24 protein-coding genes are annotated in these 22,583 nt (G+C 69.3%); 16 read left to right on the top strand and 8 right to left on the bottom strand.

Translation table 11 applies throughout. The annotated features are described in order from the left end of the window. Positions 1-360 (bottom strand): hypothetical protein, encoded by a 360-nt coding sequence (locus tag AC5K6T_RS20685; protein ID WP_493211133.1) that lies wholly within the window; start codon positions 358-360, stop codon positions 1-3. A 664-nt stretch (positions 361-1,024) separates the two neighbouring features. Between AC5K6T_RS20685 and AC5K6T_RS20690 the strand changes: the two genes are divergently transcribed. Then, entirely contained in the window at positions 1,025-1,927 is a 903-nt protein-coding gene (locus AC5K6T_RS20690; RefSeq protein WP_493211135.1) for a helix-turn-helix domain-containing protein, read from the top strand. A gap of 40 nt (positions 1,928-1,967) precedes the next feature. Here the strand turns inward: AC5K6T_RS20690 and AC5K6T_RS20695 are convergent, their stop codons facing one another. Genes AC5K6T_RS20695 through AC5K6T_RS20705 form a run of 3 tightly spaced genes read right to left on the bottom strand, consistent with a single transcriptional unit; the run spans position 1,968 to position 4,841 of the window. Beyond that, on the bottom strand, positions 1,968-3,164 hold the full coding sequence (locus tag AC5K6T_RS20695; protein ID WP_493211136.1) for an amidohydrolase family protein: 1,197 nt from the start codon (positions 3,162-3,164) through the stop codon (positions 1,968-1,970). Between the two features lie 24 nt (positions 3,165-3,188). Beyond that, complete coding sequence (locus tag AC5K6T_RS20700; protein WP_493211138.1) at positions 3,189-4,304, bottom strand: MAB_1171c family putative transporter; 1,116 nt, start codon at positions 4,302-4,304, stop codon at positions 3,189-3,191. A gap of 3 nt (positions 4,305-4,307) precedes the next feature. Continuing rightward, positions 4,308-4,841: a hypothetical protein gene (locus AC5K6T_RS20705; RefSeq protein WP_493211140.1), complete on the bottom strand. Its 534-nt coding sequence runs from the start codon at positions 4,839-4,841 to the stop codon at positions 4,308-4,310. A 700-nt stretch (positions 4,842-5,541) separates the two neighbouring features. On the opposite strand from AC5K6T_RS20705, the gene AC5K6T_RS20710 reads away from it, so the two are divergent. Further along, the gene (locus AC5K6T_RS20710; protein ID WP_493211142.1) at positions 5,542-5,982 is read left to right on the top strand and encodes a pyridoxamine 5'-phosphate oxidase family protein; all 441 of its coding nucleotides are present in this window, start codon (positions 5,542-5,544) and stop codon (positions 5,980-5,982) included. A 68-nt stretch (positions 5,983-6,050) separates the two neighbouring features. Here the strand turns inward: AC5K6T_RS20710 and AC5K6T_RS20715 are convergent, their stop codons facing one another. Continuing rightward, complete coding sequence (locus AC5K6T_RS20715; RefSeq protein ID WP_493211144.1) at positions 6,051-6,533, bottom strand: ATP-binding protein; 483 nt, start codon at positions 6,531-6,533, stop codon at positions 6,051-6,053. 316 nt (positions 6,534-6,849) lie between these two features. Between AC5K6T_RS20715 and AC5K6T_RS20720 the strand changes: the two genes are divergently transcribed. Then, the gene (locus AC5K6T_RS20720) at positions 6,850-7,473 is read left to right on the top strand and encodes a nucleotidyltransferase domain-containing protein (protein WP_493211146.1); all 624 of its coding nucleotides are present in this window, start codon (positions 6,850-6,852) and stop codon (positions 7,471-7,473) included. On the opposite strand, the gene AC5K6T_RS20725 is transcribed toward AC5K6T_RS20720, so the two are convergent. From AC5K6T_RS20725 to AC5K6T_RS20735, 3 genes are read right to left on the bottom strand one after another with little or no spacing between them, the layout of a single operon-like run. Beyond that, a complete protein-coding gene (locus AC5K6T_RS20725) occupies positions 7,460-7,918 on the bottom strand; it encodes a PPC domain-containing DNA-binding protein (protein WP_493211148.1) in 459 nt (152 codons plus the stop codon). The genes AC5K6T_RS20720 and AC5K6T_RS20725 overlap by 14 nt on opposite strands. Before the next feature lie 28 nt (positions 7,919-7,946). Beyond that, positions 7,947-8,948 (bottom strand): asparaginase, encoded by a 1,002-nt coding sequence (locus AC5K6T_RS20730; RefSeq protein ID WP_493211150.1) that lies wholly within the window; start codon positions 8,946-8,948, stop codon positions 7,947-7,949. Positions 8,949-9,007: 59 nt separating this feature from the next. Further along, the gene (locus AC5K6T_RS20735) at positions 9,008-10,420 is read right to left on the bottom strand and encodes a helix-turn-helix domain-containing protein (protein WP_493211152.1); all 1,413 of its coding nucleotides are present in this window, start codon (positions 10,418-10,420) and stop codon (positions 9,008-9,010) included. A gap of 306 nt (positions 10,421-10,726) precedes the next feature. On the opposite strand from AC5K6T_RS20735, the gene AC5K6T_RS20740 reads away from it, so the two are divergent. The 13 genes from AC5K6T_RS20740 (at position 10,727) to AC5K6T_RS20800 (ending at position 22,570) form a co-directional block, all read left to right on the top strand. Next, positions 10,727-11,485 carry a hypothetical protein gene (locus AC5K6T_RS20740; protein WP_493211154.1) on the top strand — a complete coding sequence of 253 codons (759 nt, stop codon included), beginning with the start codon at positions 10,727-10,729 and terminating at the stop codon, positions 11,483-11,485. Next, positions 11,482-12,168 carry a dTMP kinase gene (locus AC5K6T_RS20745; RefSeq protein WP_493211156.1) on the top strand — a complete coding sequence of 229 codons (687 nt, stop codon included), beginning with the start codon at positions 11,482-11,484 and terminating at the stop codon, positions 12,166-12,168. Before AC5K6T_RS20740 ends, AC5K6T_RS20745 begins: the two co-directional genes overlap by 4 nt. After that, positions 12,161-13,030 carry an isocitrate lyase/phosphoenolpyruvate mutase family protein gene (locus AC5K6T_RS20750; RefSeq protein WP_493211158.1) on the top strand — a complete coding sequence of 290 codons (870 nt, stop codon included), beginning with the start codon at positions 12,161-12,163 and terminating at the stop codon, positions 13,028-13,030. The genes AC5K6T_RS20745 and AC5K6T_RS20750 overlap by 8 nt, the downstream gene beginning before the upstream one ends. After that, positions 13,021-13,491 (top strand): NUDIX domain-containing protein, encoded by a 471-nt coding sequence (locus AC5K6T_RS20755; RefSeq protein WP_493211159.1) that lies wholly within the window; start codon positions 13,021-13,023, stop codon positions 13,489-13,491. Before AC5K6T_RS20750 ends, AC5K6T_RS20755 begins: the two co-directional genes overlap by 10 nt. Positions 13,492-13,496: 5 nt before the next feature. Further along, positions 13,497-14,162 (top strand): TylF/MycF/NovP-related O-methyltransferase, encoded by a 666-nt coding sequence (locus tag AC5K6T_RS20760; RefSeq protein WP_493211161.1) that lies wholly within the window; start codon positions 13,497-13,499, stop codon positions 14,160-14,162. Further along, positions 14,159-15,082 (top strand): NAD(P)-dependent oxidoreductase, encoded by a 924-nt coding sequence (locus AC5K6T_RS20765; RefSeq protein ID WP_493211162.1) that lies wholly within the window; start codon positions 14,159-14,161, stop codon positions 15,080-15,082. The genes AC5K6T_RS20760 and AC5K6T_RS20765 overlap by 4 nt, the downstream gene beginning before the upstream one ends. After that, positions 15,079-15,945 (top strand): hypothetical protein, encoded by an 867-nt coding sequence (locus AC5K6T_RS20770; protein WP_493211164.1) that lies wholly within the window; start codon positions 15,079-15,081, stop codon positions 15,943-15,945. The genes AC5K6T_RS20765 and AC5K6T_RS20770 overlap by 4 nt, the downstream gene beginning before the upstream one ends. Before the next feature lie 30 nt (positions 15,946-15,975). Continuing rightward, positions 15,976-17,856: a radical SAM protein gene (locus AC5K6T_RS20775; RefSeq protein WP_493211166.1), complete on the top strand. Its 1,881-nt coding sequence runs from the start codon at positions 15,976-15,978 to the stop codon at positions 17,854-17,856. Beyond that, a complete protein-coding gene (locus AC5K6T_RS20780) occupies positions 17,853-18,572 on the top strand; it encodes a 2OG-Fe(II) oxygenase (RefSeq protein WP_493211168.1) in 720 nt (239 codons plus the stop codon). Before AC5K6T_RS20775 ends, AC5K6T_RS20780 begins: the two co-directional genes overlap by 4 nt. A 92-nt stretch (positions 18,573-18,664) precedes the next feature. Further along, positions 18,665-18,823: a hypothetical protein gene (locus AC5K6T_RS20785; RefSeq protein ID WP_493211169.1), complete on the top strand. Its 159-nt coding sequence runs from the start codon at positions 18,665-18,667 to the stop codon at positions 18,821-18,823. Positions 18,824-18,879: 56 nt separating this feature from the next. Next, positions 18,880-19,770, top strand: coding sequence for an aKG-HExxH-type peptide beta-hydroxylase (locus tag AC5K6T_RS20790; protein ID WP_493211171.1), 891 nt, complete (start codon positions 18,880-18,882; stop codon positions 19,768-19,770). Between the two features lie 138 nt (positions 19,771-19,908). Beyond that, on the top strand, positions 19,909-21,312 hold the full coding sequence (tyrS, locus tag AC5K6T_RS20795) for a tyrosine--tRNA ligase (RefSeq protein WP_493211173.1): 1,404 nt from the start codon (positions 19,909-19,911) through the stop codon (positions 21,310-21,312). A gap of 232 nt (positions 21,313-21,544) precedes the next feature. Beyond that, entirely contained in the window at positions 21,545-22,570 is a 1,026-nt protein-coding gene (locus AC5K6T_RS20800) for an AlbA family DNA-binding domain-containing protein (protein WP_493211175.1), read from the top strand. The last annotated feature ends 13 nt before the right edge of the window (positions 22,571-22,583 follow it).

The following is a 22,583-nucleotide window of genomic DNA, read 5'->3' on the forward strand; positions in this document are numbered from 1 at the left end:
TCAACGCCTCCCGTCCGCGACCGCGTACGCCTCGGCGGCGGGGCGCAGGACACCGGTGGCGAGATCGAGGTCATGCGCCTCGTCCCAGTTCACCCCGGGGTGGGTACGCATCACCCAGCGCGCGGCCGTCAGCCCTTGGGCCCGATTGAGGGTTACGGGCCTCCCCTGCACGTCGTAGGCGCGGGCGTAAGGACTGGGCCAGGTCCGCTCGGGTTCACGCTGCGAGACGCGGACGGTGCGAGCGCCGGGCACCATGTCCGCGAGGAGGGCGGCCAGACGGCGCCGGCGGGATCCGCTGGCAGGGTCGGGGGCCTGGACGGGCCGGGCGGCGGTGGCCCTTCCGTTCCGGGACTCGGGCATGCGAGAATTCCTCACTCGTAGGTGGAGTGGGGCGGCCGTTCTCGTCGAAAAGGTCAGCCGACCCGCTCCGGTTATGGATCCGCCCCCTTCGGGTGGCGGGCTCGGCGTCCGGAAGCGGCTAACTTCTGGGCGCCGGTTTCATTTCCCCTGGAGGAAGCGCGTCCGTGGCGCTTGGGGTGGTTCCTACTTCCCTCCCACGTGTTGACCTGACGTCGGCGTTTCCCGCCGAGGGACCAGCAACATATGCAGACGGCGGTCAACACTCCAGCTGGCAGCGGGTGCTGAGCCGATTCGACGCCAACTCGACATATGTCGCTAGGTTGGTGGGCGGTCGTGACTCACGGCCCGCCCGGACACCGCACCCCCGCTCGGCGCCCAAGCTGCCGCAGAGGGCTCCGTGCCCCTCCGGGCCAAAGCCGAGCACCTCTCACAGCCCGAGAGGCGAGCCCCGGCACCGACCCGTTCTGAGAGTTCTCCGCGCACTGGATGTCGCAGGGGACTCCGAGATCTCCCTCCCGCGACCCAGAGTCTTGGAAGGGTTCGAAGACGAAGATCGAGCAAGCATGCAACGCCGCCCGCTCTTCGCTAAGCTGAAACTATTCCCGACCGAAGAAAAAGTCAACGCACTGGATCGACTCCAGTTTGCACAAAAAATCGAGGTCCGATGCCTGCTCGTCACTTCGACCGAGGTCGACTGCGCGCGGTACGGCGAGCCGCCGAGATCTACCAGGTTGCCGTTGGCGAGGCGCTGGGAGTGTCCGACTCGGCGGTCGCCGGCTGGGAGACCGGCGCGCAGACTCCCGATCCCGAGAAACTGCCCGCGCTGGCGCGCGCGCTTGGACGCGACGTAGACGACCTGTTCCCACGGTCTGGGCCGCCCGATCTGACTGACCTGCGCTGCGATGCCGGCTACTACCAGTACGAGACGGCTGAGCTGATCGGAACCAAGAGCGCCGGACCAGTAGCGGCGGCCGAACGCGGAGAGCGACGCCTCAAGGACAAGTACGTCCCGGCCTTGGCTGCGGCGTACGGGGTCAGCCCGGAGGAGCTGCGGCGAGCGGAGGCCCGGTCGATAGCCAAGGCGCAGGGTGTGCAGGTTGACGAACCCGCACCGTCGGGAACCGGGAGCGCCTCGGCCCTCGGCACCCCTCCCGAATCACTGGCCGAGAAGATCACCCTGCTCCTGAACAGCTCGTATCCCGGCCCCCAGGGGCCCCCCTCGGATGCGGAGATGGCGAACGCGGTGAACGCTCACGCCGGAGCGCAGATCATCACCGAGGAGGGCTTCCGGGATCTCCGTGCAGGCATCACCGGGACGGCGTCGCCGGCAGTTCTGGACGCGCTCTCAGCCGTCGTCGGCGTCTCGCGGATGTACTTCGAGCCAGACGCCGCCGTGGCTGCTCAGGTCTATGAGGGTCTTCAACTCCTCGCAGCCGCGAAGAAGGGGGCAGTGGGCCGGGTGAGGGCTCGTGGGCTGGGCTCGCAGGGGCTGTCACCGAAGGCGATGGCGCTCGTAAACGAGTTGGTGGCGGAGCTGGAGGAGAAGGAAGCGGACGCTGGCGAGTAGCGCCCGTCCGCAGCTCCTGGGCCGCGGACGGGTGGCGCGGCTACTGAGGCCCTGACGTCCTGCCAGGCTCGTGCAGGCGGCCCTCGGCGACCACGGCCCGGATCGCCTTCAGGGCGCCGAGGTCTTCGAGGGGGTCTCCGTCGACCACCAGCAGGTCCGCGCGGAACCCCAGAGCGATCCGGCCTGTCGTCCCGCCCAGTCCGAGCGCGTCGGCCGCGTCGCCAGTCGCCATGTCGAGGATCCTGCCGTTCGGCAGGCCCAGGTGCGCGTAGAACGACAAGGCCGGCACCAGTCCGTCGAACCCTGCGCGCTGGACTCCAGCGTCGGTTCCAGCGATGAGTTTGGCTCCGGCCTCCGCCATCTGCCGTACAAGGTCGAACATGGCCGCCGCCCGCTCCTCGCCGAAGAAGCGGGGGAGCATCTGCCAGTGGGGGCTCACGGCCGGACAGATCACGATGCCCCGGTCGATGATCTGCTTCAGGACGTCCTGCCGCAGGTCGAAGCCATCGCTCGTCATCCACGTGCAGTGCTCGATCGTGTCCACCCCGGCCTCGACGGCCGCGGTGATGCCATCCGTACCGTGCGCGTGGGCGGCCACCGGCAGGCCGGCCCGGTGGGCCTCGTCCACCAGGGCCTGGAGTTCTTCCGGGGAGAACTGGCTCTGCCAGCTCTGCGGCCCACCCTTGGTCAGACCGCCCCCGGTCACCATCGCCTTGATCACGGTGGCGCCCGCCTCGATGTTGCGCCGTACGAGAGCGCGGGCCTCGGCTTCCCCGGAAACCTCACCGCCGAAGAAGTGGCAGTGGCCTCCAGGTGGGGTCGCAGGTGTGCCCGCGGAGACGATCCGGGGACCGGGAGTGCTGCCGCTGGCGACCTCCGCGTCCAGCTGGAGGGCGAGGCCGTTGCGGTCTCCCAGGTCACGTGCCGTCGTCACGCCGCTGGAGAGGAGTTGTTCCGCGCGCCGGCGCATGTCCTTCAGCAGGGTTTCGTCGCTCGACTCGTGGAGCGTGGCCACGGGGTCCGCGCCGCCGTCGAACACCAGGTGCACGTGGGCGTCGATGAGACCCGGCACAACCGTGCCCTCGGGGAACGCGAGGTGCGTGTCGTCCGAACCGACCCGCGCCGCGATCTGCGCGCGCGGCCCCACCGCCGTGATCGAGTCGCCTTCGACGACGACTGCGGCATCGTCCAGATACGTTCCGGGGCCCACGAGGACTCGGCGGGCGGTGATCAGCATCTCGGCCTCCTTGATCGTCGATGGTCAGGCGGACAGACGCAGCGCGTCCGATACCGCGATCAGCTGACGTACGTCCGCGTCCCGGTCATCCGCCTGGGGCATTGCCAGAGGTACGGCCTGACGCGCTGGATGGGCGTCCTTCCCGATCCTGGTGACGGCTTGGCGGAGGCGGTCCGCCAGCACGGCAGGGGGGAGGGAGAGGACTTCGATGCCCTCACCCTCGCGAGCCAGATACGGGCTGATATCAACCAATCCGTCCCGGCATTCCACTATCCGCCGGTGGTAGCGCCGGTGCACGCCATGTGCCCTCCAACGATCCCAAAGCGCCGGAGAAGCCGGCCGCAGCACGTTCTCGGGGTACGCGTCGGTGAGCAGCAGCCACAGCGGGGCCAGGCGGCGGTGGTCACGGCGTCGCCGCAGCCAGAGCCGCGCGGAGGTGACCCTCGCGCGGGCCCCCGCATACGTGACACCGGAGACGAAGAGCAGGATGGACACGACGAGGAACACCGCGACGCCGGCCATGAGCGGCTGCGGTACGGTCCCGCCGCTCCAACGGACGGCCACGAAGACCGCGCGGACGGCGCAGGCCACCGCCATCGCGCTCAGGCCCACAGCGGCCATCCACAATCCCGTCGCGTGCGGGCGCTGCGACATGCGGGCGTACTGGCGGGTCCACCGACCAGTGACGCCGAGGGCGTACATGAGGTACAGGCCGGTGACACCGTAGAAGAAGGCGATCTGCGGGATCGTCATGTCCGCCGTGCTGAAGGAGCCAGCGAAGACATCATGGGGGACCGTCTCCGCGGCCACGACGATAGCCACGGCCACCAACGCGACGACGACGGCCTCTCGTCGGGCCCGTCGACGGGCGGTCGGACCGTCGGCGGAGTACAGGTAAAAGCACATCAGGAAGTAGACCGTCAGCAGGAGCAGCACGTTCTGTATGAGCTTCGCCGTGCCATGCCCAGCCACGGTGTCGACGCCCGAACCGCCACCCGGCATGGCCAGGGGGTAGGACAGCAGGGCGGTGAGCAGGCACAGGGTGACGGAACGCAGCGGCGCGTCCTGCGGGGCTCGTGACCACTGGTAGAGCTTCCACGCCACGGCAGCGGCGAGGCCCAGGAGGATCAGTTCGGTCATGGGTTACAGCCATCCTCGTCGGTCGCCGAGGGCCGCCTGTACTCGCTGCACCGCGGGGTCCTCCGGCATCGGTGCAACATGGTCAAGCACCGACGACCACTCCAGGATGATCGTGGCCGCCAGCTCGACGGCGCACTCTTCCCCGTCGTCGTACGAGCATCGGCGGGCCACACGCCGGATCAGCGCGGGATCGAGCACCGGGATCATCGTGGCCCAGCCCTCGACGAAGTCGTCCGGAGCTTCCTGCTCCTCCTCGGCCTGCTCGTCTTCCGCCACGATGATGTGGAACACCTCGTGCAGGATGATGTGATCCTGATGCAGGGGGGTCGTTTCCTGCTGGTAGAGCACCACGTCCATCTGAGGCGTGTCGACCCACAGTCCCGACGGTCCGGGCTTCTCCAGGGGGAAGGGCCGCAGGACAATCGGCCGCCCTCGCCTCTCGCCGAGCGCCCGGCACAGCTCCTTCACGTCCAGCGGCGGCTGGACACCGAGGTCCCGAAGCTCGCGACGCAGCCGACGGTGCAGGTCTCGTTCCACCGTCCGCTTCTGCGCGATACGCCACCGCCCCAAGCGCCGACGGCTCAGTCCGCCCTGCGCCGGCACCTTGCCTTCAGTCGTGTCGCGGTCAGTTCTTCCCGGCCACATCAGTAATCCCCTTCGCACCAGCCGTGGATTGCTCCGACACGAAGCCGGGCGACGGCCGCGCCCGTTTCGACCATGTCCAGTCCCGCCGCGCGGCGCAGCCGAAAGTAATCACAGGCATCGAGGGCAGTACGTCGATCCAGGCCACGAAGGACCTGATCCGTGACCCACACGGGTGCGCGCCCGAGGCTCCCCTGACACCGAAGTCACTGACGCTAACGAGCAATGACACGACGCAAAGCGTCCCGGGCGGGCTTTGGGGACTTCGTCGGACACTACGCGAAGCCGCATCAAGATCCGGCTGGAAACCAACCATCGAGGCGCGGCGACACCGACAGGCCAAATCGCACTAAATCAGCACACCTGGTTGTAGATCATGCTTTTGATCTGGCAGTTCTCACGAATGGCGCGGCCATGCCAAACGCCCAGGAGGGGGCCACCTTCGTTATCAAGCCGAGACGCCCTTGTCGCGCACGAAATGCAGCAAACAAGAACATTCGGCACCAAGAACCCTTTGAATGATCCGACGGGGGAGAGATGTGGCCGCGACCACTTCCAGACAGTTGGGACATCATTCGCGATTAGACTGCAGGCCATGTATGCCGAGATAGACCGCAAGGGAAATGGCTACCTGGAGTTCTGGAATGAGTACCACTTGTGCACTCTGACCACGCTCCGCCCAGATGGCCGCCCTCATGTCGTGCCGGTTGGGGTCACCGTGGATGCCGACGCCGGCGTCGCCCGGGTTATCACCCGCAAATCGAGCAGGAAAGTCGCCAACATTCAGTCAGCGCTTCCCGGCCAAGCGCGCGTCGCTGTCTGCCAAGTGGACGGAGGACGCTGGGCAACGCTGGAGGGCACGGCCGAAGTCCGCACGCACGCAGCCGCGGTGGAGGATGCTGTGACGCGCTACGGAAGGCGATACGGGCGGACGCCGGCTCCGGACCCGGAGCGTGTGGTCATCGAGATCACGATCGACCGGGCCATGGGGCGTGTCGACGTTCCCAAGCCCAAGGTCGCGAACGCCGCAGCCTAGGTACCAAGCCGCTGTCTGAGCCGTTGTAGCCGCATGCGGCGCGGATGTGGCCGAGGCAGCCCACACCATCAGGTCTGGCTGCCGCGAGTCGGCATCGGCCCCGAAGCCACGGCCAGCACGACCCAGGCGGCTTTGGTCCCGCAGTCCGTCACGTGGAACCCCCACTGTCCCCGAGCCAACGCGTTCACGATGCGCAGGCCCCGTCCGCTCTCGGTGAGCAGCGCACTCCCGTCCTCCGACGTGGCGACTTCCCGCGAGGGCGCGGCAGCCAGGTAGAGGTCCGCCGGGACGAAAGGATCCCCGTCGTGGATCTCACAGATGTACCTCCCGGCAGCCGAGCGCAGGTGCACCTCGTACGGGCCGCACGCGTGCTCGTGCGCGTTCGCCACGAGCTCCGAGACGGTCAGGACTCCGTCACTGATGACGTCGCCGGACAGTCCCAGGTCCTTGAGGACACGTCGCAGAACCGCGCGAGCTTCGCCGGTCGGGTTGGCGGTGTGGTCGGTCCAGCGGTACACGAGGCCAAGAGCGGTAGACGGAACGCTGATCATCGGGCTGCGGACCTCCTGTGGGTGACATCAGTGGCCTTCTCCCGGGGCTCCGATGTGGTCACTGAAGTGCGGCAGTCCGCCGCCGAGAGGCCTACCGCAGCGGGAGGCACCGTGGCTTCGGGCGCATGTGGACCCGGGAGGATCGTGGCTCAACTCCCAGCCACAAGGCCGGTCGCGAGTCACGCACTCAACGATGGCCGCCGGTGGCCCTGATACTCATGGGCGTTTATGAGCGAGCGGCCAGGCGCCCGGACTGAGGACGCCGACACGCCGCCGGACTTCACCTTCGCCGCCTGGTCACTGAGAGTATGGGCGGGTGAGTGCTGACGTGTTGGGGCGCTGGGTACCGGATCGTCCCGAGGATGTGGCCACGGTCTTCGCCAAGGCGGACTTCCCGTGGTGGATCGCCGGCGGATACGCGATCGAACTCGCCGTCGGCCGTGAACTGCGCCCGCACGGCGATCTCGACGTCTTGGTCCTCCGTCGCGACCAGGCCCTCGTGCGCGATCTCCTGGCCGACTGGGACCTGTACGTGGCGGACCCGCCCGGTCTGGGGGAGCTACGACCGTGGCGTCCCGGAGAGGTCCTTCAGCCGCCACTCCACGACATCTGGTGCCGACGCTCGCCGGAGGCTTCCTGGTCCGTACAGCTCATGCTGGACGAGGCCGAGGGCACCCAGTGGGTCTCGCGGCGCACCCCGGCGATCCGGCTCCCGATCGACCGGCTCGGGCGGACGAGCGATACGGGGATCCCCTATCTCGCACCCGAGGTGCAGCTCTTCTACAAGGCGAAGGCCACCCGGGACAAGGACGAGACCGACTTCGAAGCGGCCCTGCCGCTGCTGGACGCGCCGGCTCGTACGTGGCTGGCGAACGCGATCAAGATGATCGCGCCCGAGCACCCGTGGCTCCGCCGGCTCCTGCCCGTCAGCCGAACGTGAGCAGCGGAACGTCGTAGAGGTCCGCGTTCCGGGGCCGGGTCATCGTGGGCGACGTGACCTCCACGACCAGCAGCTCGCTGAGGAACTGGACCTTGGCGCTGAGGAGGTGGCTCGTCCTGCCGTCGGCCGACTGGGCCTTCAGGCCGGCGGAGACGTGGATGTGCGGGAGTATCCGGCCGGTGGCGGGGTCATGGGCGAGGGTGCCGGCGCCGAACGCCTCGACGTTGGTGACGTACGTCTTCGCCCAGACCGGTGCGTCCGGGTCCGCGAGCTTCTCACAGGCGCCCACGATCTCGGCCTCCGCGAAGGCGCCGATGAACGAGGGGATGTAGCCCTGCCGTACGCCGTTGTCCCGGCAGAAGGTGGACAGCGCCTCGAAGAAGTCCTCTCCGTGGTCGAAGGTGACGCCGAAGGTACGGCCAACGGTCAGCTCGTGAGCACGCATGTGCGGGTGTCTCCTGTTGGGGGTGGGATCAGCGGGCGGGGGCGGTGGCGAAGGTCTCGCGGACCATCGCTCCGTCGGCGCCCTGGGCAAGCAGGGCGTGCAGCAGGAGCCGCGCCTGGTAAGGGCCGAGGTCTCCGGCGCCGATCAGCCCGCGGCCGAGGAGGTCCTTCTCAGAGCCGGGGAAGCCGTACGTGTCGGACAGGACGGGGCCGTTGCCGATGCGGGAGGCGAGGACCACGGGGATGCGGGACGCGATCTTGGTGAGCCCTTCGACGAGCCGCTCCGGGACGTGGCCGACGCCGAAGGCCGCGACCACGAGTCCGTCACAGTTGCCGTCCCACAGGTCGAGCAGTGCACCGTCGTCGCCAAGGGTGACGACGTAGAGCCCGACGCGCGCCTCACGGTCGGGGGCGCCGACCAGCGGTCCGCGGGACGGCAGGCCGCCGACCATCCGCACCCGGTTCTCCGCGACCCGGGCGATCGGGCCGCACGCTGGTGAGGTGAAGGCGGCGGGGCTGGTGGTGTGGGACTTGCGGACGGTCCGGGCCGAGTGGATCTCGTCGCCGAGGACGACGAGGCATCCGGCGCCCCTGAGTCCAGGGTCGGCTGCGGCCAGGACAGCGGCGTAGAGGTTGGCCGGACCGTCGGCGCCGGGGAGGGTGGGGTTGCGCATCGCGCCGGTGACGACGACCGGCTGCTCGTGGCCGTGGTAGAGGTCGAGGAGAAACGCCGTCTCCTCGATGGTGTCGGTTCCCTGGGTGATGACGACGCCGTCGATGTCTCCGGTCTCCAGCTCCGCCGCCATCGCGGCCGACAGTGCGGTGAGGTCCTCGAAGGTCAGGGAGGCGCCGGGCAGACGTCGGAAGTCCCGCACCTTCAGGCCGATGCTGCTCGTGGCCAAGGCCGGTACGGCGGCGAGGAGTTCGTGGGCCGAGAGCGCGGGTACGACGCCTCCGGTGGTGGGATCGGTGGTCATGGCGATCGTGCCGCCGAGGGAGAAGACCGCCACGTTCCTGACCGACTCCGTCATGTCCCCTGCTCCCCTGTCCGGACGCCGCCGAGCGCGGCCTCGCGAGTGGTTCAGGCAGGCTATCGGGTCGGCGCCGTCCGGGTACGCGGAATGATCACCAGCTGTTCGGCCACGAAGCGGCAGGCGGCCTCCAGCCCTTCGAGGCCCAGCAACCGGCTGCGCGGCCGGGCGAGCCGCTCCGTGCCGACGGTCGACAGTTGTGCGCACCGACGGCCGAGCCAGGAGGCGTCGAGCCCGAGGTACTCCGCCGTCGCCGCGAGGCGCTGTCCGGCTTGCTCGGCGGCTGTGGCCGAGTGGTGGCTGACGTGGCCTGTCACCTCGGCGAACGTGCGCAGAGCCCCCGGCCGCGCGGTGACCGCGAGGTGGGACGCCCCCTCGGTCCGTACCCAAGAGGCGATGACGGCGCGTCGCCCGGGGGAAAGGGCGAAGCCGTCGGTGTGTGCGAACCCTCCGTCGTCGGTCACCCAAGTGCGGATGCCGAAAGACTCCATGAGCGCGATGGCGAGGAAGAGCAGAACTCGCTCGTACGCAGGCGAGGAGGCTACCGCCGTCTCGGGGACACAGAACCCCCGGCCACTGACACCGCCCGGACGCCGCGGGGCCATTCGTTCGAGGTAGTGGTACTTGTGACGGAAGAACAGCCACGTGGCGGCCTCCTCACCGCGCTGTTCCCTGGTCCAGAAGACGGGCGCGTCGCCCAAGTGGTCACGGTGGCCCAGGATGTACCGGGCTGCGGTCTCCGAGCCGATCAGCATCATGGACACTTCGGTCAGGCCATGCTCGGAGGCGAGCGGCGAGCCTGGGGAAGGGATGAGCGAAGCCAGCGAGGTGTGCAGGGCCTGGTCGTCGCCGAGCAGCGCCGCCTCGAATCCCGACATGGCCCACAGGATGCCGTAAGTCAGGTCATCCAATTCGTATGCGGCGGGGATGTCGACCGGGTCGGAGGTGGTGGCTCGTACGCCGCTCGGCCGGGCGTCGGTGACGAACTGCCGGACCGCCCCGTCCACCGTCCGGTTCGCGATGACAAGCGCGCGCATCGGCATGGTGCGCCAGGCGTCCAGCTCCGGGCGGGAGTCGAGTCTCAGGCTGTCCCCGAGGAAGGAGGCCGCGGGAAGGGTCAGCACGGGGAGCGCCGTCGTCGAGACGGACCGGCCGGCGGGTAACAGAAGCTGGCCCGGCCCTTCGGGCAACGCCGCGTACCCACGGGCTCCGGTGTCCGCTACTCCCGGTCGGCCCGTGGAGTCCGGGATGTGCGGATCGGCCGTGGGCAGGAGCCCGAGCAAGTCCTCCGGAACTCCCAGCGCATCGGTCCACTGGACGAACTGCCGTCGGTCGCGGATCTGTTTGAGCCCCCGTTCCAGTCTGCTGACCTCGGCCTGGTCGATGCTGACCATCCGGGCCACGCCGGCCTGGGAGAGGCCCGTGTGCTTCCTGAACAGCTTGACGACGGTTCCGAGTTCCCATGCGGCCACGGCTCGCCGGACCGTCGGGTCACGCCAGAAGGCAGGGTCGGCCCGTCGGGCGGCGGGTCCGTCCTGACACGAGGCACATCTCGTACCGGCGTTGAAGCGACTGAGAAGTGCACCGCAGCGCGTACACCGCCGCTGTCCGCTGTCGACCATGGTCGGCATTCTCCCTCGCTCCGCGACCACTCGGACACGTTCCGCTGGTGGCACTCATAAACACTCATGAGCGTGGGCCTTCGTGGCGGCCATCGTGGTGGAGCACCACCGACCGGAGTCGCATGCCGCGACTCCCCGGACGTGAGGATCCGACCTGTGGTCTCCTTGACCCTGCCGCCCCGGCCCCCCGGTTCGCCGCCGCTGGCCCATGCCTGGCAGACGCTGGCGGACGGGCTGCTCACCCAGCGGCTCCATCTCCATCTCGACGAATGGCGGGCTGCCGTCGCCGAGGAGAAGGCGCTGCCGGACGTGCCGGGCGCCGATGTCTCCGTGCTCGCCCAGCGCCCGTCTCCGCTGCCGGCAGGCGACGAGTCCGCGATGGCCCTGCTGGAGGACGCCGGGCTCGGCTTCTGGTGGGAGCTGCCCCAGCGGCACGGAGCGGAGTCGCGGAAGCGGCGCGGGGCGCTTCACCGCGCCGCCGACACCGCTGCCCAGAGCATCCTCGCCGAGCAGTCCGGGGCGGACTGGTCCGAGGCCGTGACCGCCGTCAGCGGCGCCGCGGCGTGGTGGGTGGGGTTCTTCACGGTCATCCGCCATCGCGGGGTGCACCACATCACTCTGGAGCCGCACCCGGGCACGCTGCATGAGCAGGCCCTGGCCACCGCGGTCCGCGCCGTGGCCCACGGCATGGCCACGCGGGTGCTGGAGGCGGCGCTGCGGAACTCCGACGAGCCTGCGCTCCGCGCCGCGTACTGCCGATCCATCGAAGCCGGCATCTGCGCGGAGCCTGAGCTGCCCCGTCTCATCGACGAGTTGGCTGAACTGCGGCTCGTGGACCTGGTATCCACCACGGCCCGCTGGCGGGGACGCTTCACCAAGTACGCCGGCGGCACGGGAGCGGGGCAGGTCGAATGAACCAGCGCTATCCGTTCATCGTCATCGAGGGACTCGACGGCACCGGCAAGACGACCCTGCGCAAGGGCCTGTTCCGGCTCTGGGAGGGGCTCTACGGCGTCACCCCGCTGTGCATGCTCACCACCAACTTCCTCGCCGCCGACCAGTCCGCCGCCATCGTCACCGGCAAGTACCAGCCGAACGCCGGGAACCGCGACGCCTACCTGTCCGCGATCGCCGCGGACAAGCGGGCCACGCTGGAACGCCTCGTTCTCCCCCAGCGGCAGGTCCGGCCGGTGATCGCCGACCGGTGGCTGCTCAGTGAGCTGGCCTTCTTCGCCGTGAAACACGGCATGCGGGTGTCGGAGACGTACGAGACGCTGGCCAGGCAGCTCACGGTGGCCCCCGATCTCACCATCGTCCTGGACCTTGAGACCGACGCGTCGATGAGCCGAGCGCAGGCCCGACAGGGAGACGCCGTCCGGGCCGACTGGGACGTGCACCACGTCCAGAGCCGGGTTCGCGAGACATACGAGGCTGTGATCACGAAGCCCGACGAGTTCCCGCTCCTCGGCGACGTGGTCCGTCTGGACGCCCGCCGGCCCCGGTCCGAGATGCTGCTCGCTGCCTGGGACGTGCTGCGCGAAAGGCAGTTGGTACCACCGCTCGTCACCCACACAGAACGAGGCGAGAACCATGGCTGACGGCACGGCGGCGGTGCGCTTGCGCGACGCCCTCAACAACACCAAGCGGAAGCACCCGCTGCTGGCTGCCGGAGCCGTGAACGCGCTCGCCGCGCGCGTCGCGGCGGAGGCGGGCTTCAACGCCCTGTGGGTAAGCGGTCTGGAGGTATCCGCAGCCTGTGGACTGCCCGACGCCAACGTGCTCGGACCTCGGGACCTGTCCGACGTGGTCGCCTCACTGGGCCGTGTCTCCGATCTGCCCATCATCGTGGACATCGACAACGCGGGCGGTTCGGTGCGCACGGCGGAGCGGTTCGCCTACGACCTGCTCCGCGCCGGTGCCGCAGCGGTCTGCGTCGAGGACAGCGCGTACCCGAAGTGCAACAGCTTCGCGGCTCACCGAGCCCAGGCTCTCGCCGACCGGGACCTGCTGTGCGAGCAGGTGGGGCGCATACGCAAGCTCGCCGGAGACGGCCTCGTGGTCGTAGCCCGCACCGAGGCCCTGATCGCCGGTGAGGAGCTGGCCACGGCGATCGCCCGGGCAGCGGCGTACGCCGAGGCCGGAGCGGACGCGGTTCTCATCCACTCCAAGGATTCGACCGGTGAGCAGGCACGGGCCATCGGACGGGCGTGGAGTCACGGCGTACCGCTGGTCAGCGTGCCCACGGCGTTCCCCGACCTGAGCGCCGCCGAACTCGGCGAGGCCGGCTTCGGTCTCTGCATCTACGCGAACCAGCTCAGCCGTGCCGCCCTCGCGGGTATGCGCGCCGCCGCTCGTCAGTTCCGGCGCGGAGGGAGTTTCCGCTCCACCGTCGCGGGGTCCCTCGCGGAGGTCGGCGACCTGATGCGCGTCGGCGAGCCGGAGGCGCTGTCGTGCCTCTGACGCCCGAACTGCCTCGGATCAGTGTGTCCGTGAAGGCGGCGATCGTGCGCCACGGCGCCGTCCTGCTGCTGTCGTACGACGACGAGGCCGGGTTCCACTACAACCTCCCCGGCGGCAAGGCCCAGGTCGGCGAGGACCTGCGCCAGGCCGTGAACCGCAAGGTCGCACAGGAGACCGGCCTGCAGGTCGTGGCCCGGCGTCTGCTCTGCGTCGTCGAGTACGTCCCCGAGTCGTGGCAGGGCGAGTTCGGAGACATACAGAAGGTTCAGTTCAACTTCCTCGCGGAGCAGGTGGACGACGCAGAGCCGCGCATGCCGGAACCGCCGGACCCCATCCAGGTGGGCTTCGAGTGGGTTCCGCTGGAACGTCTGAGAGACGTGTACCTGCTGCCCCGGATCAACCGCCCGCTGTCGGCGGCGTTGAGCGGGGAGCTCGCCGACCCCTTCGTGGACAGGTGGTGACCTTCATGGATCCAACGCTGAAGGATCTGCGGGAGTGGCTGCTACGGGAGCACGCTGGCACGGTCTGTGCCGACCGGCTCCGCGTAATCGCCGACGAGCTCGCCGACCTGACCACCCGCGGTCTGCCGGGAGCCGTGGTTGAACTCGGTTGCTACAGGGGCGCGATGGCCCTCTGGATCCGTAGCGTGCTCGACTCGCTGGGCGACCGCGACCGCGAGATCCACGTCTACGACTCCTTCCAGGGCATGCCCGCGCCCGGCGCCGAGGACTCGGACCACCTGGCGGCGGGCGAGCTCCGGTCTTCCCCGAAGGACGTGCGCGCCACGCACGCGGCCTGGGGCAGGCCGGCGCCGGTCATCCATCCGGGATGGTTCGACGAGACCCTTCCCAAGGAGCTGCCCGACGAGATCGCGTTCGCCTACCTGGACGGCGACTTCTACGACTCGACCCTCACGGGACTCACCCACTGCGTCACCCGCCTGATGCCGACAGGTGTGCTGCTCGTCGACGACTACGCGGACACGGCGGTCAATCCACGCGCGTGGGACGGGCTCCCGGGGGTGAAGCGCGCCTGTGACGTGTACTTCGGCGCGCCTTCGCCCGTGACCGTCGTCGTCGGCGACGGCGATCTCGCCTTCGGCCGATACGAGAAGCCGGAGTTCCTCGGATGAGCACTGTCCTGGTGCTACGCGGTGCTGCGGACGCGAGCGCGATCCGCCGCGCCCTGCCCGATGTCCTCGTACACGAGTTGCCGGACCTGGACTCGCCTCCGCCCTCCGACACGGCCGTTCTCGTCCTGCGTTCCGGCGTCCGTCTCGGCGAGCGGGTGCTCGACGCGCTCCCCCGCCTGCGGCACGTCGTACGGACCGGCTCCGGCATCGACCACATCGACGTGGACGCCCTCCGGCACCGTGGCATCACGCTGCACCGCAACGCCGAGGCCGGCGCGGGCGCCGTGGGCGAGTGGGTCCTCGCCGCCGCCCTCGCCCTGGCCCGGCGGATCCCCTTGGGGCAGCACGCGCTACTGCTCGGCCAACACGAGAAGCAAGCGTGCATGGGAGCGTCACTCGGCACCCTGGCCGCAGGTATCTGGGGAGCGGGCCCGGTGGGGCTGGCCGCCGACTGGGCTCTCGCTCCCTTCATGGGCCGTATGGCGTTCGCCGCGTGGCCGTCGAACCCTCCCGGTCTGCGGGAGCTGTCTCAGGCAGCGCTCATGGAGCAGTCGCAGGTACACGTGATCGCTCTTCCCCTGCGCCCCACGACCGAACAGCTCATCGGCGAGGACTTCCTCGCACGCGTCGCTCCGCAGCGGCCTCTGCTGATCTGCGCCGGTCGGCTGGAGACCCTCGACCTCGCCGCCTGCCTGCGGGCACTGGCGGACGGGAGGCTCTCGGGCCTCGCACTCGACCCGGTCGAGCGGGAGCACCTGCCTCTCCTCACCGGCTCCACCACGCCTCTCAACCTCCTGGCCTCGCCCCACATCGGCGCCCAGCGCTCCGACGTGCGCGGCGCGCTCGACCGATGGGCCATCGATCTCCTCTGGGAGATCACCGCTGACAACAAGATCCTGATCGAAGGAGGCCACCGGTGAACCCATCGGCACGATTGCGCCGAGAGATCGCCGACAGAGCCGCCCAGGCGCTGCTCGCGTCCGGCGAGGCCCGCGAGGTCTGGCTGGAGGGAGCCCTCGCCTGCGGCTTCGCCCACGCGGCGAGCGACATCGACCTGCGTGGAATCGTGGACGGCACCCTTCCGACGTGGGAGTCGCGCATCGTGGACGGCATCCGGGTCGACCTCCAAGCGACGCCGCCGCAGCGGACCGAGGAACTCCGTCACCTGCTCCGCTCCTTCGACGTGCGCCGCGACGACCTCGGATCGTTCCGCCGGGTACGCGCCTCGATGCACGACCTCATGTGCCTGCGTACCGCTCTCTCCTACAGTTCCGAAGGCTGGCATCCGGTGCTCGATCCCGAGGAGCGCCAGGGCTACCGACGCTGGGCGGTCGCCGACCAGGCCGAGGTCGCGGCGAGTCTCGCCGAGGACCTGACCGGTCTCGTCGAAGACGGTCTCGCCGAATCCGCCCACGTCGTGTGCCGGAAGCTGGAGACCTGCCTCACCGCCCTCGAGTGCGCGGCGGCCGGACATCCGGTCCTGGGCGACAAGTGGCTGCCGCTTCTCGCGGGCGAACCGTCTCGCGTGTCGATCGGCGTCGCCCGGTCGGAGACGTGGGAATGGTTCCGTCCGGTCCAGCGACGCGTCACCAGAGCGCTCCTGGACTGCTGGCCGGTCGGCGGCTCGGAGCAGGAGTCACCCGATCTGGGCGCCCCCGACGCCGGCTGGCTGCCCCAGCGGTACGCCGACGGGTGGTTCCTGCGCCGCGGCGACATGCACCTCCCCGTCACCGGAGGACAGCTTCTCGGGTGGCTGTCCGCGGTCTCCGCCGATGGCGCGTAGCCCGCGCCTCTCTTCCTTGGGAGCCTTCTGATGCCCGTCACCCGCACGCCACCCACCGACGTGGAGAGTCTCTACGCCCCGCTGTCGAGCACCGGGCCGGACACGGCGGTCTCCGTCATCCTCAAGCTCCGGGGAGAGACCTGCGACATCGACTGCCTGTACTGCTTCGAGAAGCGCAAGGAGTCACCGGGCGGCGCCCGCATCAACGCGGCCCAGGTCCATCGCCTCGGTTCGATCTTCTCCGGGCGCCCGCTCAGCGTCGAACTCCACGGCGGGGAGCCCCTGACCGCCGGCCGGGAACGGATCGCGGAGATCCTGGACGCGCTCGCAGCACAGCCGAACGTCATCCGCGTGAGCCTCCAGACCAACGGCCTCCAGCTCGACGACACCTGGCTGGACCTGTTCGAGCGGCACTGCCCGGAGCTAGAGATCGGCCTCTCCCTCGACGGTGACGCGCTCGGGAACTCGTGGCGCGTCGGATACGACGGCCGCCCCACGTACCCCCGAGTGATCGAAGCCCTGGAACTCCTCGGCCGTCGGGAGCGTCGCGTCGGCGTCATCTGTGCCGTCACCCCGTACGTCCTGGGCCGGGCCTCCGAGGTCATGGAGCACCTCGCCTCCTTTCCCGCTGTGACGACGGTCAGCCTGGTGCCGTGCTTCGACGCGGCGATCACCCGGTCGACCGCGGTGGTCGGATCCCGTGCGCCGACCAGCCGGGCACTCCAGCGACGGGCCATCGGCCCCACCGGCCCGGCCTGGGCCGTCACGCCTCGTCAGTACGCCGACTTCGTGCTGGAGGCCGCCCACCACTGGGTCGCCGACGGCCTGTTCCGCCGCGTCAAGCTGGAGCCCGTCGTCTCCGTCATCCGTCGTCTGAGAGGTCTACAAACCCGTTCCTGTCACTTCTCCGACTTGAAGTGCGACCACGTCCTCACCCTTTATCCCGATGACCGCCTGGGAAGCTGCGACGAACTGCCCTGGCCGCAGGCCGGCCTCGCCGCGCTCGGTGACGTACACGCTGAGGCGGACGTGGCCGGCGCCCAGGGCAGCTCTCCCCTGCTCCGGCAGGCACGCTCCCTGGTCACGGAGTGCACGACCTGCGACTACCGCGACACCTGCGGCGCGGGCTGCCCGGCGGTCCGCCTCCGCTTCGCCGCCGCAGGCGACGAAGACGCGTACTGCGACCACCGCAAGCGTCTGATCGACGGCGTCGCCGCCCTGCTCGCTCAGCCGGACCACCAGACTGGTGCCCCCTGCTCCCGGCTGCGCTGGCGTCCCGTCCGCCCCAACGACATGCGCCATGTCGCGGCGTTCCTGGCCCGGTGGGACGACCCGGCGACGCCCCGCCCGCCGGCGCGCCTTCAGGTCAGCGCCCACGGCAACATCAACACCGTCGGCCTCCCCGGCGTTCACGAGGCAGACGATCTCGACCCGCACCATCCCCAGTGGCACGAGGGCATCGAGCCCGGCGTCCGCCCCGTCGTCGACGTGCTCACCGCTGGCTGGGGCACGGTCACCTACGACAGCTGCCAGGGCCACTCCTATGACGGCGTCGGAGCCGAGCCCCGCTTCCTCTCGGTCGGCATCCTGCCGCGCGACCGCGCCGAGTACGCACGAACGGCAGCGCGCCTGTGCCGTGCCGCTGCCCGCGCCGAATCCTCCCTGTCCGGGGCTTGCTCGTTGGTCATCGGTCGCAGCGAACTCACGTGTCGCACCAGCGGCCGGGTCTCTCCGACGCTCGACCTCCATGTCATACCCGCTGCCGGAACCACCCCCGCCGAGTACTTCCGGGACCTCGGCCAGGCGGTGCACGTGCTCACTGAGGCCCTGACCGAGACGCCCGACTCTCCGCCGTCCACTCCCTGTGGCTGCATGGCCGACGCTGGTCCCACCGACGGAGGCAGGCAGTGATCCACATCGCCGAGACGCTGTCCATCCGTACCGTGGAGGGCTTCCTCACGCCGAGCGAGATCGAGCGCCTCAATCGCGTCATGGACGACACGCTCGGCTCCCTCGGTCGCGACCGATACGGCGCGGCCCGCCACACCACCATCCACGAGATCCCCGGCCACTCCCCCGCCCAGGCGCAGGAGGTCTACGAACCGGCCGGCCGGATCGAGATGACCGAGATCCCGCACGAGGCGACCGCCCTCCTCGACCAGGCCCTGAAGCACCACATGGCCACCATCACCCGCACACTGCCGTCGGTCACCGGCCACCGACCCTGGATCTACCTCGAGTACGGCGCCGGCCAGTACATCACCCCACACGCCGACGGCATCGCCCCCGATCCTTGCGGCTGGCCCCGCCAGATCGCCGCCGCGACAGTCACGCTCACGGACTTGCAGGACACCGGCGGCGCGTTCTACGTCGAGACCACGGGCAGCGACGCCGCTTGGTCCACCGAAGGGGCGCCGGCGGAGTCGGGCTACGCCCCGGGGATGCGCTTCGTACATGACGGGACGGATATGTCCTCGTCCTGGTTTCACACCATGCCCCGCACGCGATGGAGCGTGGCGTCGGCTCCCGGAACGCTCGTGGTCTTCGGCAGCCAGCTCGTCCACGGCACGGAGCCCGTCCGCACCGGCCGTGTGCGCAAGTTCCTCACGCTCTTCGTCTCCGAGTAAGGAGGCAACCCGCCATGACCGGACCCCGTGGTCCGCCGTCACTCCCGCCCGTCACCGCCAACCACGGCCCCGATCAGAGGAGAGAGCGAGCAGTGGCAGACGACAAGACGTTCGACGAGTTCCTGGAGGCGGTCGCGTCCCTGCGTGACAGCGACACGGTGCGCACGACCGCGCACACCTCCAACGCGGCCACCGAGACCTGGCTCGCCGCCACGGTGGAGCCCGACGCCACCGAGCCCACCACCGCCTGACCCGCTACCGGGGCCGGACCCAGCCGGTCCGGCCCCGGTCCACACCTGGAGTCCAGATGAGCACCCTCTCCCCGGAAGCCCTGGTCACCCTCGACGGCATCGCCGGCCACCAGCACCTCCGGACCAGCCGTATCGCCTCCGTGCTCGGCAACCGCCTCGGCTCGTCCGCCCTCGACTACGCCGTCGCCCACCACCTGCTCGAAGGCGCCGAACACGCCGCGCACAACCGGGACGCGGACCTCCTCGGTTGGTACCGGAAGACGACGACGCGCGACCTGACCCATCTGGCCGTCGGCCCGCACATCCTGCTCAACCCGCTTCCCGAGGCTCTGCTCCGCTCGGAGATCTCCGAAACTGCCTACTACCTCGTCCGACCTGACACCAGCCAGGCCACGCTCGAAGCCCAAGCGCTCGTGCGCGCCGCGCTCGCCTCCGCCACCGAGCACGGCTTCGGGACGCTGCTCACTCAGCACGCCCCCGTCATGTGCCTGCTCAACCGCCGCCGACTGGACGAGACCCTCCACAGCTGGGCCCTGACCCGCCTGCCTGGCACCGTCTTCACCGACTACACCGCCCACCCCGAGGTCCTGGCCCGCGACCTGATCCACGAGGCCGCCCACAACTGGCTCAACGGCGCCTTGGCCGCGCATGACGTGGGCCTTCCCGCCGACGTCACCTTCTTCTCCCCCTGGCGGGGAACTCCTCGCCCCGTCTACGGCTTCCTGCACGCGTGCTGGGCCTTCTCCCTCACCGTGCTCTACGCGCGGCAGGCCCGCAGCGGCGCCACGGGTGCCGTCGTCTCGTTCCTTGACGCCCATCTGCGCCAGCAAGAGAGCCAGTTCACCTCCGCACTCGGTTCGCTGGATGAGGCACTCTCATATGTCTCCGCTGACGCGCTCCGTGATCGCGTCAGCCGTGCCGTAGGCAAGGCCGTCGAGTCGGCCTAACCCCGGGGGCTATCCGCGCACTCCTACCCCCGACGGCGCCGTAACAAGGGTGCGAATGAGGTTTCTGATCAATAGAATCGCCGCTTCAAATCCCATGCTGATCAGCCCAGTTGTCCGACGCAGGAGCGTATAGGCGCCATGAGCCGTTTGAGTGAGTCCGTCACCCGTGTCATGCACATCCTCGATGGAGCGGACCTGGGCGCGGACTATACGGCCGCGCAGCTGCTCGGCGAGACAACAGCGCGGCGCTCCCTCGACCTCTCCGACCTCTCCCCCCAGGAGCAGGCCGCCCTGGTCGAGGAGCGCACGAACCACCTGATCCCCTCGGCAGCGGTGCTCGCCGAGAAGATCGAGGCCGCGCAGGCGGCGGGACGGCCGTTCGTCGTCAAGTACGGCATCGACCCGACCTCGCCCGACGTCCACCTCGGCCATGCGGTGCCGATCATCATCGCCAGCCGTTTCCAGCGGATGGGCCACCACGTCGTGTTCATCATCGGCGACGTCACAGCCAAGATCGGCGACCCGTCGGGCCGCTCCTCGGAGCGGCCGGCCCTCACCGACGAGGACATCGCCCGCAACCTGAGCGGCTACCAGCAGCAGGTCACGCCGTTCATCGACTTCGAGCGGGCCGACCTGCGCTTCAACGGCGAGTGGCTGAACAAGGTCACCCTGCCGGAACTCGTCGGGGTCCTCGCCCGGGTGCCGGTCTCCATGTCGCTCCAGCGCGAGGACTTCCGGACCCGGCTCGCCGAGGGCCACGGGCTGTCCGTCGCCGAGTTCGTCTACTCCGTCGTCATGGCGTGGGACTCGGTAGCCATCGACGCCGACGTGGAGCTCGGCGGCGTGGACCAGCTGCTGAACCTCCAGATGTGCCGCAAGGTCATGGAGATCTCGGACCAAGCCCCCGAGGTTGTCATCACCACCCCGCTCATCGAGGGCACCGACGGCTCGGGCACCAAGATGAGTAAGAGCAAGGGCAACTACGTGGGCCTGACGGCATCGCCCGATGACGTCTACGGCCGGCTGATGTCCATCCCCGACCACCTCACCGAGCCGTACCTCCAGCTGCTCACCGAGTGGACGGACGACGAGATCCGCGTGGTCACCAAGCGCCTGGAGGAGGGAACCGCGCACCCGATGGCGATCAAGCGGATCCTCGCCGGCGAGGTGGTGGCCGCTCTCCACGGCCTGGACGCCGCTGCCGCCGCCCGCGCGGAGTTCACTGCGCGCTTCTCCAAGCGCTCCTTCGGGGACACCCAGAACCTCCCCGTCGTCTCCCTGAAGGACCACGCCGAGGACACGCTCGGGGCGCTGATCAGCAACACGCTGGACTTCGCTCCCAGCATCTCCGCCGTGCGCCGCGTGGCCCAGCAGAACGGCCTCCGCCTCATCCTCGAGTCGGACGGAGAGCAGCAGACCACGCAGCTCACGGAGGCTTCCGTACAGCAGGCGCTCAGCGCGGTCGTGAGCGAGGTCGGGGCACTCGACGGTGCCGAGCTCTACCTCAAGGTGGGCCGCAAGGTCGCCCGCATCGACGCCTGAGACTCAGACCCGGCGCCGACCCACCCGTCCGGGTCGGCGCCGTTCTTTTCGGAAATCCGAATCGCGCGGAACGCCGGCGCGGTGGGAGACTGCGTCGGCGTCGGGATTCACACAGGTCCTGGGGTGCCATGGGGAATGCCGACGACGGGGGATGCCCCGCGCACGGTACTGCGGGGACTCTGCGCGGACTGAAGCGTTTACGTCGCCGACCGCGCCATACATGCTGGGCCTGGTGAACATCGACGACGTACGCAAGGCGCTCAGCGCCGGTGACCTTGAAGCACTGATTGGCCTCGAAGAGTGCGGCTGGGTGGACGTCAAGTCCGGGCCGTACATGCTCGACAAGGGGGCTCATCACAAGGAAGAGCTTGTCAAGGACGTAGCCGCCTTCGCCAACACCCCCACCGGTGGGCTGCTCATCATCGGTTTCAAAACGAGGACCGCCAACGCGGTAGAGACCATCTCCGAGGTCACCCCGGTACCGCGGGCGCTGGTCAACACCGACACCTATCGCAAGCTGATCGATGAACGGGTCTTCCCCCAGGTCCAGGACCTTGAGCTGACCTGGATCGACCGCAGCGAAGGTAAGGGGGTGCTGAGCATCGACATCCCGGCCCAGCCCGCCGCCTCGCGGCCGTTCGTGATCCCCGCGCCCACCGGCAAGGACGAGAAGTCAGTCAGTGGCCTCGCCATCCCCGTGCGGCGCGGAGACCGGACGGTGTTCTGGAGCGGCCCGGAAGCCCACCGCCGACTTTCCGCCGGATGGATGGCCATCGGATCTCCCTCAGCCGACGACAGCAGCGCACTGGGTGCCCTGGAGAAGTCCCCAGAGGCCGTCCCAGACCGCGCCAAGGCGCAGCGGATCCTCGTCGCGATGCCCTTCGATGCGCCCTGGCTTCGGTTCATGCAAAGCCAAGGCCCGATGCGCCGGGTGAGCGTGGAGGTCACGCAGGCCATCGATAAGGCTTTGGACGATCTCCTGTTCGACGATGTCGACTTCCTCGACCATGAACTGGCGTGCGCGCACTCCGCGTTCAAAGAGAGCCTTGGTCGGCTGCACACCGAGCTTGAGGGGATGTTCACCCCAGAAGACGGCCGCAACCCGCCGGTGTATGTCGAGGTTCCGCCGGAGTGGAAGCGGACCGATCCCGAGCGGTACAAGCAGACTATGGCCGACCTGTCTGGGGCACGCGACGACTTCCTCGAGGCACGCACCGAGCTCATGAACGCACTGAACCGCAGGGGCCTGCTGACCTGAAGGTAGCGCGCCG

The organism is Streptomyces sp. B8-7, from assembly GCF_058833805.1.